The organism is Rhizobium sp. 'Codium 1', assembly GCF_020889605.1.
In the GTDB taxonomy this organism is placed as follows: Bacteria; Pseudomonadota; Alphaproteobacteria; order Rhizobiales; family Rhizobiaceae; genus Allorhizobium; species Allorhizobium algae.
Genome location: NZ_JAJGPW010000002.1, coordinates 341,690 through 356,796, shown reverse-complemented (window position 1 = coordinate 356,796; position 15,107 = coordinate 341,690). Strand labels below are relative to the sequence as shown.

At 60.7% G+C, this 15,107-nt stretch carries 11 protein-coding genes; 7 read left to right on the top strand and 4 right to left on the bottom strand.

All coding sequences use genetic code 11. The annotated features are described in order from the left end of the window. Positions 1–19: 19 nt before the first annotated feature. The 6 genes from LJE98_RS06875 (at position 20) to LJE98_RS06850 (ending at position 5,573) form a co-directional block, all read left to right on the top strand. A complete protein-coding gene (locus LJE98_RS06875) occupies positions 20–922 on the top strand; it encodes a branched-chain amino acid ABC transporter permease (protein WP_229574423.1) in 903 nt (300 codons plus the stop codon). A 49-nt stretch (positions 923–971) separates the two neighbouring features. Then, complete coding sequence (gene livM / locus LJE98_RS06870; protein WP_420710120.1) at positions 972–2,321, top strand: high-affinity branched-chain amino acid ABC transporter permease LivM; 1,350 nt, start codon at positions 972–974, stop codon at positions 2,319–2,321. Further along, a complete protein-coding gene (locus LJE98_RS06865) occupies positions 2,321–3,193 on the top strand; it encodes an ABC transporter ATP-binding protein (RefSeq protein ID WP_370660335.1) in 873 nt (290 codons plus the stop codon). The genes livM and LJE98_RS06865 overlap by 1 nt, the downstream gene beginning before the upstream one ends. Continuing rightward, entirely contained in the window at positions 3,193–3,921 is a 729-nt protein-coding gene (locus LJE98_RS06860) for an ABC transporter ATP-binding protein (RefSeq protein ID WP_229574420.1), read from the top strand. Before LJE98_RS06865 ends, LJE98_RS06860 begins: the two co-directional genes overlap by 1 nt. Before the next feature lie 18 nt (positions 3,922–3,939). Next, positions 3,940–4,293 (top strand): DUF6867 family protein, encoded by a 354-nt coding sequence (locus LJE98_RS06855; RefSeq protein WP_229574419.1) that lies wholly within the window; start codon positions 3,940–3,942, stop codon positions 4,291–4,293. 164 nt (positions 4,294–4,457) lie between these two features. Beyond that, entirely contained in the window at positions 4,458–5,573 is a 1,116-nt protein-coding gene (locus LJE98_RS06850) for a branched-chain amino acid ABC transporter substrate-binding protein (RefSeq protein ID WP_229574418.1), read from the top strand. Between the two features lie 201 nt (positions 5,574–5,774). On the opposite strand, the gene LJE98_RS06845 is transcribed toward LJE98_RS06850, so the two are convergent. From LJE98_RS06845 to LJE98_RS06830, 4 genes are all read right to left on the bottom strand, one after another. After that, a complete protein-coding gene (locus tag LJE98_RS06845) occupies positions 5,775–6,698 on the bottom strand; it encodes a response regulator transcription factor (protein WP_229574417.1) in 924 nt (307 codons plus the stop codon). After that, positions 6,691–10,074 carry an ATP-binding protein gene (locus LJE98_RS06840; protein WP_229574416.1) on the bottom strand — a complete coding sequence of 1,128 codons (3,384 nt, stop codon included), beginning with the start codon at positions 10,072–10,074 and terminating at the stop codon, positions 6,691–6,693. Before LJE98_RS06840 ends, LJE98_RS06845 begins: the two co-directional genes overlap by 8 nt. Before the next feature lie 219 nt (positions 10,075–10,293). Further along, positions 10,294–12,846 (bottom strand): HWE histidine kinase domain-containing protein, encoded by a 2,553-nt coding sequence (locus tag LJE98_RS06835; protein ID WP_229574415.1) that lies wholly within the window; start codon positions 12,844–12,846, stop codon positions 10,294–10,296. Continuing rightward, positions 12,824–13,393: a biliverdin-producing heme oxygenase gene (locus tag LJE98_RS06830; RefSeq protein WP_229574414.1), complete on the bottom strand. Its 570-nt coding sequence runs from the start codon at positions 13,391–13,393 to the stop codon at positions 12,824–12,826. Before LJE98_RS06830 ends, LJE98_RS06835 begins: the two co-directional genes overlap by 23 nt. A gap of 241 nt (positions 13,394–13,634) precedes the next feature. Between LJE98_RS06830 and urtA the strand changes: the two genes are divergently transcribed. Continuing rightward, entirely contained in the window at positions 13,635–14,924 is a 1,290-nt protein-coding gene (gene urtA / locus LJE98_RS06825; RefSeq protein WP_229574413.1) for an urea ABC transporter substrate-binding protein, read from the top strand. Positions 14,925–15,107: the final 183 nt, after the last annotated feature.

Sequence of the window (15,107 nt, the reverse complement as noted above, 5' to 3'; positions counted from 1 at the left end):
GGCGTCCGGGGGATAATATATGGAGTACTTCATCCAGCAGCTCATCAACGGGCTGACTCTTGGATCCATCTATGGCCTCGTGGCTATCGGCTATACGATGGTCTACGGCATCATCGGCATGATCAATTTTGCCCATGGCGATATCTTCATGCTTGGCGGCTTCGCCGCACTCATCGTCTTCCTCATCCTGACATCCTTTTTCGCCGGAATTCCGGTGGCGCTCGCGCTCTTCATCATGCTGATCGTCGCGATGCTGATGACCGGGTTGTGGAACTGGACGATCGAGCGCGTGGCCTACCGGCCGCTGCGCGGTTCGTTCCGGCTTGCGCCGCTGATCACCGCGATCGGCATGTCGATCGTGCTGTCCAACTTCATCCAGATCTCACAAGGGCCGCGCAACAAGCCGATCCCGCCTCTGGTCAGTGATGTCCTGCATATCGGCAATGTCACCATTGCGCTGAAGCAGGTGATCATTGTCGTGGTGACCGCCGCCCTGCTCGCCGCCTTCTGGTATATCGTCAACAAGACTCCGCTCGGGCGTGCACAGCGCGCCACCGAGCAGGATCGCAAGATGGCCGCGCTGCTTGGCGTCGATGTCGACCGGACGATCTCCGTGACCTTCGTGATGGGCGCTGCACTCGCGGCGGTCGCTGGCACGATGTACCTGATGTATTATGGTGTCGCCTCGTTCAATGACGGCTTCATTCCGGGCGTCAAGGCCTTCACGGCGGCGGTACTTGGAGGTATCGGCTCGCTTCCAGGTGCTGTTCTCGGCGGGCTGTTGATCGGCCTGATCGAGTCGCTGTGGTCCGCTTACTTCAGCATTGCCTACAAGGATGTCGCTACATTCGGTATCCTCGCATTCGTGCTGATCTTCAAGCCGACCGGCATTCTTGGTCGACCGGAAGTCGAGAAGGTTTGATCCGATGACAGAACCCGTAAATGTAAATGGTGCCGTATCTTCCGGCACGATGACGCGCGCCATCAAGGAAGGTCTCTTTGCTGGTGTCATCTCGCTCGGCCTCTTCATTCTCTATATCGGCATCAAAACCGATCAGAACATGGCGAATGAGTTGATCTGGTACCCGCGCTGGGGGCTTCTTGCATCCTTCGTCGCGATTGCCGCTGTCGGTCGTTTCGCCCTGGTCGCCTTCATCACGCCCTGGTTCCAGGCGCGGAAGGAGAAGAAGTCCGCTTCGGTGCCGGTGCATGACATCGATGCGAAACCGAGCTTCTTCAAGACGCATTTCCTCAAGATCGCGCTTCTCGCGCTCGTCCTCTATCCGCCGGTGATTCTGGCGCTGACGGGTGTGCAGGGATCGCTCAAATATGTCGACAACTTCGGCATCCAGATCCTGATCTATGTCATGCTCGCCTGGGGTCTGAATATCGTCGTTGGCCTCGCCGGCCTGCTCGATCTGGGGTACGTGGCCTTCTATGCCGTGGGCGCCTATTCCTATGCTCTGCTCGCACAGAATTTCGGCTTGTCCTTCTGGCTGCTCTTGCCGCTTGCCGGCATTCTTGCCGCCTTCTGGGGCATCATCCTCGGCTTCCCGGTCCTGCGGTTGCGGGGCGACTACCTCGCCATTGTCACACTGGCGTTTGGCGAGATCATTCGACTGGTGCTGATCAACTGGCAGGACGTGACCAAGGGTACGTTCGGTATCTCCAGCATTCCCAAGGCAACCTTCTTCGGCATTCCGTTCGACGCCTCAGCTGGCGGTTTTGCCAAGATGTTCGATCTGCCGATGTCGTCGGCCTACTACAAGATCTATCTGTTCTACGTCATCCTGGCGCTCTGCTGCCTGACTGCCTATGTCACGATCCGCCTGCGTCGCATGCCGATCGGTCGGGCCTGGGAAGCGCTTCGCGAAGACGAAATCGCCTGCCGTTCGCTCGGGATCAATACCGTGACGACGAAGCTGACCGCGTTTTCGATCGGGGCGATGTTCGGCGGGTTTGCCGGCTCCTTCTTCGCCGCCCGTCAGGGCTTCGTCTCGCCGGAGAGCTTTGTCTTCCTCGAGTCTGCCGTCATCCTCGCCATCGTCGTTCTCGGCGGCATGGGGTCGCTGACCGGTATTGCGGTCGCTGCGATCGTCATGATCGGTGGCACCGAGGCCTTGCGCGAAATGGAGTTCCTGAAGCACATCTTCGGATCCGACTTCACGCCTGAGCTCTATCGCATGCTGCTCTTCGGCCTGGCCATGGTCATCGTCATGCTGTTCAAGCCACGCGGTTTCGTGGGCAGCAGAGAGCCGACGGCCTTCCTCAAGGAGCGCAAGACCGTCTCGGGTAGCTTTACCAAGGAAGGTCACGGCTGATGATCTCCGGAAACAATACAATGAGCAATGACACCATCCTGAAAGTCGAGCATCTGTCGATGCGCTTCGGTGGTCTGATGGCCATCAACGACTTCTCCTTCGAAGCCAGGCGCGGTGAGATCACCGCGCTGATCGGCCCCAACGGCGCCGGCAAGACCACCGTCTTCAACTGCATCACCGGCTTCTACCGGCCGACGATGGGCATGATCACGTTGCGCCACAAGTCCGGCCAGGAGTTTCTCCTGGAACGGTTGCCGGACTTCGAGATCCCGAAGAAGGCCAAGGTCGCGCGAACCTTCCAGAACATTCGCCTGTTCTCGGGCCTTACCGTTCTGGAAAATCTGCTGGTTGCCCAGCACAATGCACTGATGAAGGCCTCCGGTTACACTGTGCTCGGTCTGCTCGGACTGCCGGCCTACAAGAAGGCCGCAAACGACGCGATCGAGAAGGCCCGTTACTGGCTGGACAAGGCCGATCTCACCGATCGCGCCGACGATCCGGCGGGCGATCTGCCCTATGGGGCCCAGCGCCGTCTCGAGATCTGCCGCGCCATGTGCACCGGCCCAGAGCTTTTGTGTCTGGACGAGCCGGCGGCTGGTCTCAATCCGAAGGAATCCCTGGTGCTCAACTCGCTGTTGCGCAACATCCGCGACGAAGGCACATCGCTGCTCCTGATCGAGCACGACATGTCGGTCGTGATGCAGATTTCCGACCATATCGTGGTGCTGGAATATGGCCAGAAGATCTCTGACGGCTCGCCCGATCACGTGAAGAACGACCCGAAGGTCATCGCGGCCTATCTGGGTGTCGAGGATGAAGAATTGGACGAAGTGATCCACGAAGTCGAAGCGATTGCCGGGGGGGAAGCCTGATGTCCTCTGAACCGCTTCTCAAGGTTTCCGGTGTCGAAACCTATTACGGCAATATCCGTGCGCTCGCGGGTGTCGATGTCGAGGTCCACAAGGGTGAAATCGTGTCGCTGATCGGCGCCAATGGCGCTGGCAAGTCCACGCTGATGATGACCATCTGTGGCAATCCGCAGGCGCGCAGCGGACAGGTCGTTTTCGACGGTGAAGACATCACCAAGATCCCGACCCATCTCATCGCACGTCGCCGTATCGCCCAGTCCCCGGAAGGTCGCCGGATCTTTCCGCGCATGACGGTGCTGGAAAACCTGCAGATGGGGGCCGGCCTCGACGATCTGAAGTACTTCAAGGAGGACGTGGAGAAGATCTTCACCATGTTCCCCCGCCTGAAGGAGCGTCAGAGCCAGCGTGGCGGTACGCTCTCGGGTGGCGAGCAGCAGATGCTGTCCATCGGCCGAGCGCTGATGTCGCGGCCGAAGCTGCTTCTGCTTGACGAACCCTCGCTCGGTCTCGCACCGCTGATCGTCAAGGGGATCTTCGAACAGATCAAGCGGCTCAATCAGGAAGAAGGTCTGACCGTGTTCCTGGTCGAGCAGAATGCTTTCGCCGCACTGAAGCTGTCCGACCGTGCCTATGTCATGGTCAATGGCAAGGTGACGATGAGTGGCACGGGTAAGCAGCTGTTGGCCGATCCATCGGTTCGCGCGGCTTATCTCGAAGGCGGCCATCACTGAGCGCGGGGAGAATTTGACATGCAAGGTTTGTTTTTCGAAAGCGACACCACCGTTCGGCTCGTGCTGCGGTTCCTCGTGATGCTGCTTGGCATATGGACCGCGTGGCGGACCGGCAAGGCCGCAGCCGAGGGCTGGAGCGGCTATGGTACGGTGCTCGTTTACGTGCTGGGCTTGGGTTTCGCGATGCGGTTCCTGCATTATTCGCTGTTTGCGGGTCCCTTCGTCAGCCCCTTCTTCTACGTGCTCGACGTGGTCATCCTGATGGTGTTTGCCGTGGCCGGTTTCCGGTCGCGCCGCACCACGCAGATGGTCGACAACTACTACTGGCTCTACGAGAGAACATCGTATTTCTCGTGGAAGAACAAAGATTGACAAGTTGTTGTTTTCTGTCGCAGATTGCCGGCAGAGGACGTCGACTTGCGATAAGACAAGGCCTCGGCCGTATACAAAGAGTGGAACAGTTTTCCGGCGCAGTCGCAGCGGGTATTGCGCAGGGTTTTCAACCTAACCCGCACAAAAAACTTGGGAGTAACAATATGAAGAAGTCTCTTCTTTCGGCAGTTGCGCTGACGGCCATGGTTGCCTTCGGCGGCAACGCTTACGCCGATATCCTGGTTGGCGTCGCCGGCCCGCTGACCGGCCCGAACGCGGCTTTCGGTGCACAGCTCCAGAAGGGTGCCGAGCAGGCTGCTGCCGACATCAACGCTGCCGGTGGCATCAACGGTGAAATGATCAAGGTCGTCCTCGGCGACGACGTGTCGGACGCCAAGCAGGGTGTTTCCGTCGCCAACAAGTTCGTTGCTGACGGCGTGAAATTCGTCATCGGTCACTTCAACTCGGGCGTCTCGATCCCGGCTTCTGAAGTCTATGCCGAAAACGGCATCCTCCAGATCACGCCTGCTTCGACCAACCCGAACTACACCGAGCGTGGCCTGTGGAACACCTTCCGCGTTTGCGGTCGTGACGACCAGCAGGGCGCCGTTGCCGGCAAGTACATTTCCGACAACTTCAAGGACGCCAAGGTTGCCGTCGTTCATGACAAGACGCCTTACGGCCAGGGTCTTGCCGACGAAACCAAGAAGGCAATGAACGAACTCGGCGTAACCGAAGTCATCTACGAAGGCATCACTGCCGGCGAAAAGGACTACTCGGCTCTGATCGCCAAGATGAAGGAAGCCGGCGTATCCGTCGTCTACTTCGGCGGTCTGCACACTGAAGCCGGTCTCATCATGCGCCAGATGGCCAGCCAGGGCCTGGACGCGACCCTGATGTCCGGCGACGGCATCACCTCGAACGAACTTGCTTCGATCGCCGGTGACGCAGTTGAAGGCACTCTGATGACCTTCCCGCCGGATCCGCGCAAGAACCCGAACGCTGCTGACGCCGTGAAGAAGTTCCGCGATGCCGGCTTCGAGCCGGAAGCCTACACGCTGTATTCCTACGCTGCTCTCCAGGTCATCGCTGACGCCGCCAAGGCTGCTGCCTCGGCCGACACGGAAGCCGTTGCCACGGCGCTGAAGGAAAAGGGTCCGTACACGACCGTTATCGGCGAACTGTCCTTCGACGCCAAGGGCGACATCACCCGTCCGGACTACGTCATGTACACCTGGAAGAAGGGCGAGGACGGCAAGTACTCGTACTTCCAGGACTAATTCGATCCTTTATCGGACCGACGGAAAGCCCGGCCTCGCGCCGGGCTTTCTGCGTTTTTGAAGGGTAGGAGAAGGGCCGTAGCCAATGAGCAGCGGACGGGAGGCCGGCGAGATCTGGCCATCGCCCGGGCGTGTGATGGCAAGCCTCTGGTGTTATGCGGCGTTGCGTCGGCTGGCGGGTTGCCTGCTGCCTGCTGTCTCTCACGTCTCCCGCAGAACGTCCGCGGCTTTCACGGCGGCCGAAGCGCGGTTTTCGACGCCGAGCTTGGAATAGATCTGTTCGAGATGCTTGTTCACCGTGCGGGACGAGAGCCCCAGGATTTCGCCGATGTCGCGGTTGGCTTTGCCCTTGGCAATCCAGAGCAGGACTTCACTTTCGCGGTGTGTAAGGCTGAAGCGTTCACGCAGCATCTCGTCTTCGCTCTGACGGTTGGCGGAGGTCAGGCGGAAGAGATATTCGTCCGCGCCGATCGTGCCCAGCAGCGAGAGTGTGAGTGGCAGCCCGGTGGCACCGGGGAAGGGGAAGTTCGATTCGGATTGCGCGGCCGTGCTGGCGCGGCGATGGGACAGCCAGGCGGCTGCGGCCTTTGCGACTTCGCCAATGCCGTCGGCATGGCCGATCGCGGTTTCGATCAGGCGGCTCGCCTGAGGTGTCGTCCAGTGCACCTGGCCGTCACCGCGGATGGCGAGCAGATGCCGGCCGGCAGCATCGAGCGCCACGCGCGCACTCTGGGCGGAGCGGGCATTCGACAGGTGGACGCGGATGCGGGCGCGTAGTTCGTCGATGTTGATCGGCTTGGTAAGGTAATCCACACCGCCGGATTCCAATGCCTTCACGACATGTTCCGTTTCCGTCAGACCCGTCATGAAGATGACAGGCACCTGGGCGACCGCGGGATCCGCCTTCAAGGTGCGGCAGGTCTCGAACCCATCCATGCCAGGCATGACGGCATCGAGCAGAATGAGGTCGGGACTGATGCGGGCGACGATCGACAGGGCGCCGTGGCCGGAGGTGGCGATCAGGACGGAATAGCCCGAGGCCTCCAGAGCTTCGGTCAGGAAGCCGAGAGCATCGGGACTGTCGTCCACCAGAAGCACGATGTCTCGGCGATTCGCCTCAGCCATGGATCGACTCCCTGCCGGTTTCAAACGAGGTCAGGAAGTTGCGCAGACCCGCCATGTCGAAGGCTCGCACATAAGCGCGGGCGGTTTCGATGAAGGCGGCATTGCTTCCCATGCTTCCGAGTTCGGCGAGCTTCGCCTCGATGCCGCGCACATAGCCGATATCGCAGAGACTGATCAATTCCTCCAGATGCAGCGCGCCCGGCGAGAGTGGCCGATCCTGGCGCACTGTCTGCTGCAAGAGGCGCGGATTGTCGGCATAGATCCAGTCGAGGCCGAGGAAACGCGCGAGCTTGTCGCGCAGGCGGGAGATGTCGACCGGCTTTGCAATGGCGTCGTCATGGCCTTCGCCATCGGCTGCCGGGGCATCGCCGACATTGGCCGAGAGCATCAGGATCGGTGCCTTCTGACCGGCATCGCGCAGTCTTTCGACCAGTTGCCATCCGTTCATGCCGGGCATGGAAATGTCGACGAGAAAGAGATCCGGTTTGACGCCATGGATCAGTGTCAGGCATTCAGGTCCACCTGCCGCCGTCAGCACGACGAAATCGAGCGGAGCCAGGACTTCGCGCATCAGTTCGCGGTGATCCTCGTTGTCGTCGACGACGACGATGGTTCGCCGGGGACCCGTGTAGGAGACAATCCGGCGCTCCGGGGCCGGGGCGGTGTTCGGGCGGTCGATGGCAGACAGCATCAGCCGGACCTTGAAGGTGGATCCCTTGTCGCGTTCGCTGGTGACGGCTATCTCGCCGCCCAGGGTGTTGGTCAGGAGTTTCGTGATCGTCAGCCCCAGCCCCAGCCCCGGCATCGGGCGGACATTGTCTGCTTCGCCACGCTGGAAGGGCTCATAGATTCGGTTCAGGTCCGTTTCCGAGATGCCACGGCCACTGTCGCTGATCGTGAAGGTCGCGACCTGGCTACGATAGTCGACATCGAACCGGATCGTGCCTTCGTCGGTGAACTTGATTGCATTCGAGAGCAGGTTGACGAGGATCTGGCGCAGGCGACGCTCGTCCGTTCGGACATAGAGCGGCAGATTCCGGGAGCGCTGATGTTCGAAAAGAATGCTTTTGGCTGCAGCCTGGGGGGCAAACATGTCTATCAACTGGTCGAGGAAGTCCTGGATATTGACTTCATTGGAGAAGACCTGCAGGCGGCCGGCCTCGATCTTGGAAATGTCCAACAGGCCGTCGATGAGGCCGGAGAGATGGTCGGCCGAACGGCGGATGACCTTGATCGCGGATTGGCGCGGAACGGGGATGGTTTCATCCCGCTCGAGGATCTGGGCATAGCCCAGCACGGCGTTGAGCGGGGTGCGCAGTTCGTGGCTGAGGCCGACGACATAGCGGCTCTTGGCACGGTTGGCGGCTTCTGCCGTCTCCTTGGCATTTTGCAGAGCGGCATCCGTCTTGCGGTGGGCGGCGATCTCCTTGAGCAGAAGCGTGTTCTGGCGGGACGATTCTTCTTCTGCCACGACGCGGCTGTCATGGGCGAGCACGTAGAACCAAGTGACGATGCCGGCGATGATGGCGAAGATGAAGAAGACGACGGTCACCGTTCGGTTGACCACATCGGTCATTTCGGGCGTTGCCGCATTCACCTGATGGGCGATGACCGCAAGGATCACGCCGATGACGGAAATCGAGATCATGGCCGTCATGGCGTAGCGGCCAAGGCGTGTGGCAAAAGTCTCGATCACCGATTTCGGCAGCAAGGCGCGGGCGACGGTTGCGGCCTGAGCGTTGATCTTCGCATGCGGCTTGCACATGTCATGGCAACGGCTGTCGAGCGTGCAGCAGAGCGAACAGATCGGGGCTGCATAAGCGGGGCACCAGGCCATGTCCTCCGGCTCGAATGGGTGTTCGCAGATCGAGCAGGTGATATCGGTCTGGTTCTTCCAGCTGTGGCGCGGCTTGCGGGCAAGGTAGTATTTGCCCTCCGTCCGCCAGGCGAAGAACGGCGAAATGACAAAGGCGACAAGCGTGACATAGGTCGAGAGCGAGGCCATGGTCGAGCCGAAGGCGCCGAAATGAGCGGCCAGGGCCAGGCTTGCGGACAGCGCCATCGTGCCGCAGCCGACCGGATTGATGTCGTAGAGATGGGCGCGCTTGAACTCGATGCCCGGCGGTGAAAGGCCAAGCTTCTTGTTGATGAAGAGATCGGCGGAGATGGCGCAAAGCCAGCTCATGGCGATGATCGAGAAGATCCCGAGCGTTTCTTCGAGCAGCCCGTAGATGCCAAGCTCCATCAGCAGGAGGGCAATGGCAACATTGAAGACCAGCCAGACGACACGGCCCGGATGGCTGTGGGTCAGGCGCGAGAAGAAGTTCGACCAGGCGAGCGAGCCTGCATAGGCATTCATCACGTTGATCTTGAGCTGGGAGACGACCACGAAACCGGCCATCAGAAGCATGGCTGCCGTCTCGTTCGGCAGCATGTAGCCGAAGGCTGCGACATACATATGCGCGGGGTCGGCGGCCTCGCTGATCGGGACACCGGTGGAGAGCGTCAGCACGGCGAGGAAGGAGCCGGCGAGCAGCTTGGGGACGCCCAGGACAACCCAGCCGGGGCCGGCAAGAAAGATGGCGATGCGGTGATGCAGTTTGCGGGCCCCTTCCGGCGGCAGGAAGCGCAGAAAGTCGACCTGTTCGCCGATCTGCGGCATCAGGGCAAGGATGACCGCCGAGGCTGCACCGAATTCGAGCAGGTTGAAGGGGGCCGGCTGGCCCAGATTGGCATTGGTGTGGTCGATGCCGGCAAAGGCGCGCCAGAGATCGATCTTCTCCCAGTCGAGAAAGGCTATGAAGACGAAAGGCAGGATGTTGAGGATGATCCAGAAAGGCTGCGTCAGCAGCTGGAACTTCGAGATCATCCGGATGCCATAGGTGACGAGCGGCAGAACAACGATCGCCGAGATGATGTAGCCGAGCCAGAGCGGAATCCCGAAGGCGAGTTCCAGCGCCTTGGTCATGATCGAGGCCTCGATGGCAAAGAGCATGAAGGTAAAGGCGGCATAGATCAGCGAGGTGATGGTTGATCCGATGTAACCGAAGCCGGCGCCGCGGGTCAGGAGGTCGATATCGACGCCGTGGCGGATTGCATATTTGCTGATGGGAACGCCGACCAGCAGCATCAGGATCGCGGCGACGACGATGGCGAAGAAGGCGTTGGTCGTGCCGTAGGCGATGGTGATCGTTCCGCCGATCGCTTCCAGTGCGAGAAAGGAAATCGCCCCGATCGCGGTCTGGGAAATCCGGCTCGAGGAAAACTGACGTGCGCTCTTGGCGGTGAAGCGCAGGGCATAGTCTTCGAGAGTCTGGTTCGCCACCCAGCGATTGTATTCGCGGCGTACGGGAATGATGCGTTGGCGTGCGGCCATGCCTAAAATCTAGCGCCTTGTTATGGGTGGCTTTCCTTTAGGCATTTTCACGGGATTGTCCAGAATAGCAAGGGCTGTCAGCGCTTGATCAGGCCACCGTGGTAGTCCAGCCGATAGGCGATCCGGCCGTCGACGAGGATGCGCTCCGTGCCGATGAAGCTGCAGTCGCCAGCGGCCGCGGCGTTGCGACAGTCGCTGAGCGGATGGTTCCGCCTTGCCTCAGGAGTTCAATGTGGCTGCCAGGCGATCCGCGAGAGCCCTGACAAGAGCGCTGGCGTCATAGGGCTTGCGGACGACCGGCACCGAGAGGAGTTCGTCGGGCACCAGCGAGCGATCATCGTAACCTGTTGCGAAGACGAAGGGGATGCCACGGCGCACCAATTCCTCGGCCACGGGCACCGAAGTGTCGCGTCCGAGATTGATGTCGAGCACGGCGATGGACGGCGTAAACGACTTCAGGCGGTTTAAGGCATCGCCGCTCGAACTCGCCGTGACGACCGTCTCGATGCCCGCATCGGCAAGCATCATCTCGGCATCCATGGCAATGAGGACCTGGTCTTCCACCAGCAGCACCTGCAAGCCCGCGATGCTCTGAGAACCTGCCAGCACACCGCCTTCGGCTTCCAGGAGTTTTTCCGCATGCACCGGTTCACTCTCCCAGGTGAGGAAGCGTCCCGGCAGGCAGAACTCTGCATCGAGGCCTTCCGGACGATATTCCAGCCGGCTCGTACCGCCGAGATCGTAAGGTATGCTACGCTCGATCAGCGCCGAACCGAAACCCTTGCGGCCGATCGGGCCGACGGGTGGGCCACCGGTCTCGCTCCAGTGCAGCACACAATTGCCACCGTCATTTACCTGCCAGGTGACCTCAAGCCTTCCCCCATCGCGAGACAGGGCGCCGTATTTGGCAGCATTGGTGCATAATTCGTGGATGACCAGGGCTGCCACGGCATGGGCGCGGGCGTCGAGTGTCGCGCGCGGTCCCTTGACGACGATCGTGCTGCGACCGGCGCGGTAGGGCAGGAGTTCTGCGTCGAGCAGGTCGTTCAGCGTGCCGCCGCCACCACCTCGGGTCAGCTGGTCATGTGCATGCGACAGCGCGTGAATGCGGCCGCGAAGGGAACCGATGTAATCCTGGATCGGTCCATCCTCCTGCGAGGGGGCGGTGACGAGCGATTTGATCACCGCGAGAATGTTCTTTACCCGATGGTTCAGCTCTTCGTTGAGCATGCGCTGGCGGACGTCCGACTTGCTGCGTTCCTCATGCATCAGTTCGTTATGGCGCAGGACGATCTCGACGATGGCCGAGCGGATCGCTTCAGCGATCTCGAAGTCGGAATCGCGCCAGGGCGTCGCCTGACGCTGCACGGTTTCCTTCCAGATGGCAAAGCTCTTGCGTGGGGTCAGCCGGTCGCCAAGAGGACCGCTTTCATAGGTCTTCTCCGGATTACCGGCCCAGTTCAGGGTCTGCAGCCGCTCCTTGCGGAAGAAGAAGAGATAGTCACGCGGAATTTGCGACAGAGGAACTGCCATGACGCCGGAGACGTCCTCGAAATAGTCCGCAGCCGGAGGATAATCTCGCGACAGCGCCTTCGTCGACCAGATGCGGCCGTCAGCGACTTCCCCGACGAATCGAGTGAGATCAACTTCCCGCCCGTGCGGCGGGGCGGCGCCGATGGCGGTCCAGCGTCCGTTCATCCACATGCCCACGCCGTCACAGGCAAAGAGCGACTGAAACTCCGGCAGGGCTTTCGTCAGGATATTGTCGAGGTCCGTGTGGTGGGAGGCCGCCTGCAGAAACCGATCCAGCGAGCGGCGGGCCTCGTTCGCGATGTCGAGCTTGCGTTTCTGCTTGAGCGCAAGGAGGTGCAGCGAAAAGAACTCGCCGAACATTTCCGCCGCGATCCGCTCCGACAAAGTGAGCGTCTTTGGCGCGTAGTGGTGGCAGGCGATCAGGCCCCACAGTCTGTCATCGACGATGACGGAGATGGACATGGAGGCCGCAACGCCCATATTGCGCAGATACTCGCAGTGGATCGGCGAGACGCTGCGCAGATGGGCAAAGGAGAGATCAAGCGGGGCAACGACTTCGTCTGCTGCCGGCAGCAGATTTACCCGCAGGCCCCGGGCGTCCGAGATGACCCGGATCGGGTTTTGCATATAAAGGACGCGCGCCTGGCGGGGGATGTCGGTCGCTGGAAAATACTGGCCGAGGAAACTTTCCAGATCGTGCCGCTTGGCCTCGCTCGCAACCTTTCCCGAACCGTCGTCCTCGAACCGATAGATCATCACGCGGTCGTAGCCGAGCACCGTGCGAACAAGTTTTGCCGATGCGGAGATCAGGAGATCGATATCGTTGATGTCCCTGATCCTGCCGATCATTTCGCGCGCAAGCTGCAGGGGCTGGGTGCGCCTCAGAGACGGTTCGAATTCGAGGATCGCGCCCTGTACCTGGCGATGGACGGCAACGTCGAAATGCTGGCCGTTGGCGAGCGGCAGATGGGCGATCACCGCCGGACGGCTCGCATCGGGCGCTGCAGCAATGGCGTTTCTGATGTCGTGGGTCACGTCGGCACCGAACAGGTCCGCTATGGACTGCCCATCCAGTCTCGGCGGCAAGCCAAGCATGTCAGGCGCGTTGGCCGAGTAACGGCGGACCGTCGTGATGGCGGGGTCGCAGGCCATAAGACATCCGTGCGGCTGTATGGCGCCGGGGATATGGATCGGCTCGCGATCGCAATTGGTCAGGTCAACGGACGGCGTGGTCAGCATTCATCGCGCTTTCGAAGGCATCACGGGCATAGTCGAAAGCGGTGTTTGCCCAGTCCGCGGCTGCCCGGGCATCGTATACACACACGTTCTCCATACGCTCGGAAAACGCACGCCAGTTCGAAAAGTTCCGTGCTTGTGAAAAAAGATGTCGGGCGCCGTAGTCGGCTGAAAAGCCAAGGGCTTCTGCACGTTTTGCAAGGAGGCGGGCTCCGAGCGAGGAGCCTTCCAGCACATAAAGCAAGCCGACGATTCCGTCACCCTGGGGCGGCGCGAAGGCGCGGGGCGCCTGAGGCTCCGGTGTGTCGAGATCGGACAGGTCGGCCCTCAGTTCGTCCCGGACAAGACCTGGTTCCCAGTCGGAAAAGGCCTGGGGCAGGGGATGCTGGGAGAGCCAAGCCTCGACCGGCAGGCGAAAGGCGGCGATCCCTGCGAGGTAGCGGCGATAGTCGGCAGCCGTCGCGAAACCGCCGACCAGCGCATCGAGCGCCATATGGGCGCTCCATGTTGCTTCCTTGAGGGCGCTTCGGCGCGGCGGCAATTCCATCATGCTTCCTTACTTGGTTCCTTCCCATATAGAAGCTCGCCGCCCTCGCGAACAACCCGTTATCGTATTCGAGCCACGCTATGTGTTGGAGACCGGCATTCGAAGGCGCCGGTTCCGTCTTTTACCCCCCGACCTACGTTAAACGACGTATACGTTTTTGCGTCGCAGCATCCGATAGTCCCCTTCAGCAACGGTTAACACTCATTAACCGACCGGTTGCGACCAAGAAGAGGGGATCACAACAATGTCCATGAAGATGAAACTGACCGGCGCCCTGCTCGGCGCCATGCTGTCGACGACGGCCTTCCACGGCGCATTCGCCCAGGAAGAGACCATCAAGATCGGCGTCCTGCATTCGCTGTCGGGCACGATGGCAATCTCTGAAACCACGTTGAAAGATGCCATGCTGATGCTCGTCGAAGAGCAGAACAAGAAGGGTGGCGTTCTCGGCAAGAAGCTCGAAGCCGTCGTCGTCGATCCGGCCTCCGACTGGCCGCTGTTTGCCGAAAAGGCCCGCGAACTGATCGAAAAGGACAAGGTCGCGGCCGTCTTCGGTTGCTGGACCTCGTCCTCGCGCAAGTCCGTCCTGCCGGTCTTCGAAGAGCTGAACTCGATCCTCTTCTACCCGGTCCAATACGAGGGTGAAGAATCCTCGCGCAACATCTTCTACACGGGTGCCGCTCCGAACCAGCAGGCCATCCCGGCCGTCGACTATCTCGCCGAAAACGAAGGCGTCGAGCGCTGGGTTCTGGCCGGTACCGACTACGTCTATCCGCAGACGACCAACAAGATCCTCAAAGCCTATCTGATGTCCAAGGGTGTTGCCGAAGCCGACATCATGATCAACTACACGCCGTTCGGTCATTCCGACTGGCAGACGATCGTATCCGACATCAAGAAGTTCGGCTCGGAAGGCAAGAAGACTGCTGTCGTCTCGACCATCAATGGTGACGCCAACGTTCCTTTCTACAAGGAACTGGGCAACCAGGGCATCAAGGCCGAAGACATTCCGGTCGTCGCCTTCTCCGTCGGTGAAGAAGAACTCGCCGGTCTCGACACGGCTCCGCTGGTCGGCCATCTCGCCGCCTGGAACTATTTCCAGTCCGTCGATGCGCCTGTGAATGCCGAATTCATCGATACCTGGCACGCCTTCACCAAGAACGACAAGCGCGTGACCAATGACCCGATGGAAGCAGCCTATATCGGCTTCCAGGCCTGGGTTGCTGCCGTCGAAGCTGCCGGCACCACCGAGACCGATGCCGTTCTCGACTCGATCATCGGCGTGGCCGTTCCGAACCTCTCCGGCGGCACGTCGACCGTCATGCCGAACCACCACATCACCAAGCCGGTCCTGATCGGTGAAATCCAGGCGGATGGCCAGTTTGAAATCGTGCAGCAGACCCCGTCTGTCGTCGGTGACGAGTGGTCCGATTACCTGCCTGACTCCAAGGACCTGATCTCCGATTGGCGCAAGCCGATGGAATGCGGCAACTTCAACGTTGCCACCGGCAAGTGCGGCGGCAAGGGTAGCTGATCAGCTAGCCTTTGGGTCTCAGCCCCTCGCCGCCAGAGCAACGTGTTGCTCCGACCTCTCCCGCAAGCGTGGGAGAGGGGACGGCCAGTCAGCATGCTGGTCGCGATGGGCGAGGGCGCGGCAAATTTCCTTCTCCCCGTTTGCGGGGAGAAGGTGCCGGCCGGCGGATGAGGGGCTCCTCAG

Excerpts from the sequence above, each read along its gene's own strand:
- LJE98_RS06860 (WP_229574420.1), top strand. The coding sequence starts at position 3,193 with ATGTCCTCTGAACCGCTTCTCAAGGTTTCCGGTGTCGAAACCTATTAC.
- LJE98_RS06845 (WP_229574417.1), bottom strand. The coding sequence starts at position 6,698 with ATGGCTGAGGCGAATCGCCGAGACATCGTGCTTCTGGTGGACGACAGT.
- LJE98_RS06865 (WP_370660335.1), top strand. The coding sequence starts at position 2,321 with ATGATCTCCGGAAACAATACAATGAGCAATGACACCATCCTGAAAGTC.
- LJE98_RS06855 (WP_229574419.1), top strand. The coding sequence starts at position 3,940 with ATGCAAGGTTTGTTTTTCGAAAGCGACACCACCGTTCGGCTCGTGCTG.
- LJE98_RS06840 (WP_229574416.1), bottom strand. The coding sequence starts at position 10,074 with ATGGCCGCACGCCAACGCATCATTCCCGTACGCCGCGAATACAATCGC.
- LJE98_RS06835 (WP_229574415.1), bottom strand. The coding sequence starts at position 12,846 with ATGCTGACCACGCCGTCCGTTGACCTGACCAATTGCGATCGCGAGCCG.
- LJE98_RS06875 (WP_229574423.1), top strand. The coding sequence starts at position 20 with ATGGAGTACTTCATCCAGCAGCTCATCAACGGGCTGACTCTTGGATCC.
- livM (WP_420710120.1), top strand. The coding sequence starts at position 972 with ATGACGCGCGCCATCAAGGAAGGTCTCTTTGCTGGTGTCATCTCGCTC.
- LJE98_RS06850 (WP_229574418.1), top strand. The coding sequence starts at position 4,458 with ATGAAGAAGTCTCTTCTTTCGGCAGTTGCGCTGACGGCCATGGTTGCC.
- LJE98_RS06830 (WP_229574414.1), bottom strand. The coding sequence starts at position 13,393 with ATGATGGAATTGCCGCCGCGCCGAAGCGCCCTCAAGGAAGCAACATGG.
- urtA (WP_229574413.1), top strand. The coding sequence starts at position 13,635 with ATGTCCATGAAGATGAAACTGACCGGCGCCCTGCTCGGCGCCATGCTG.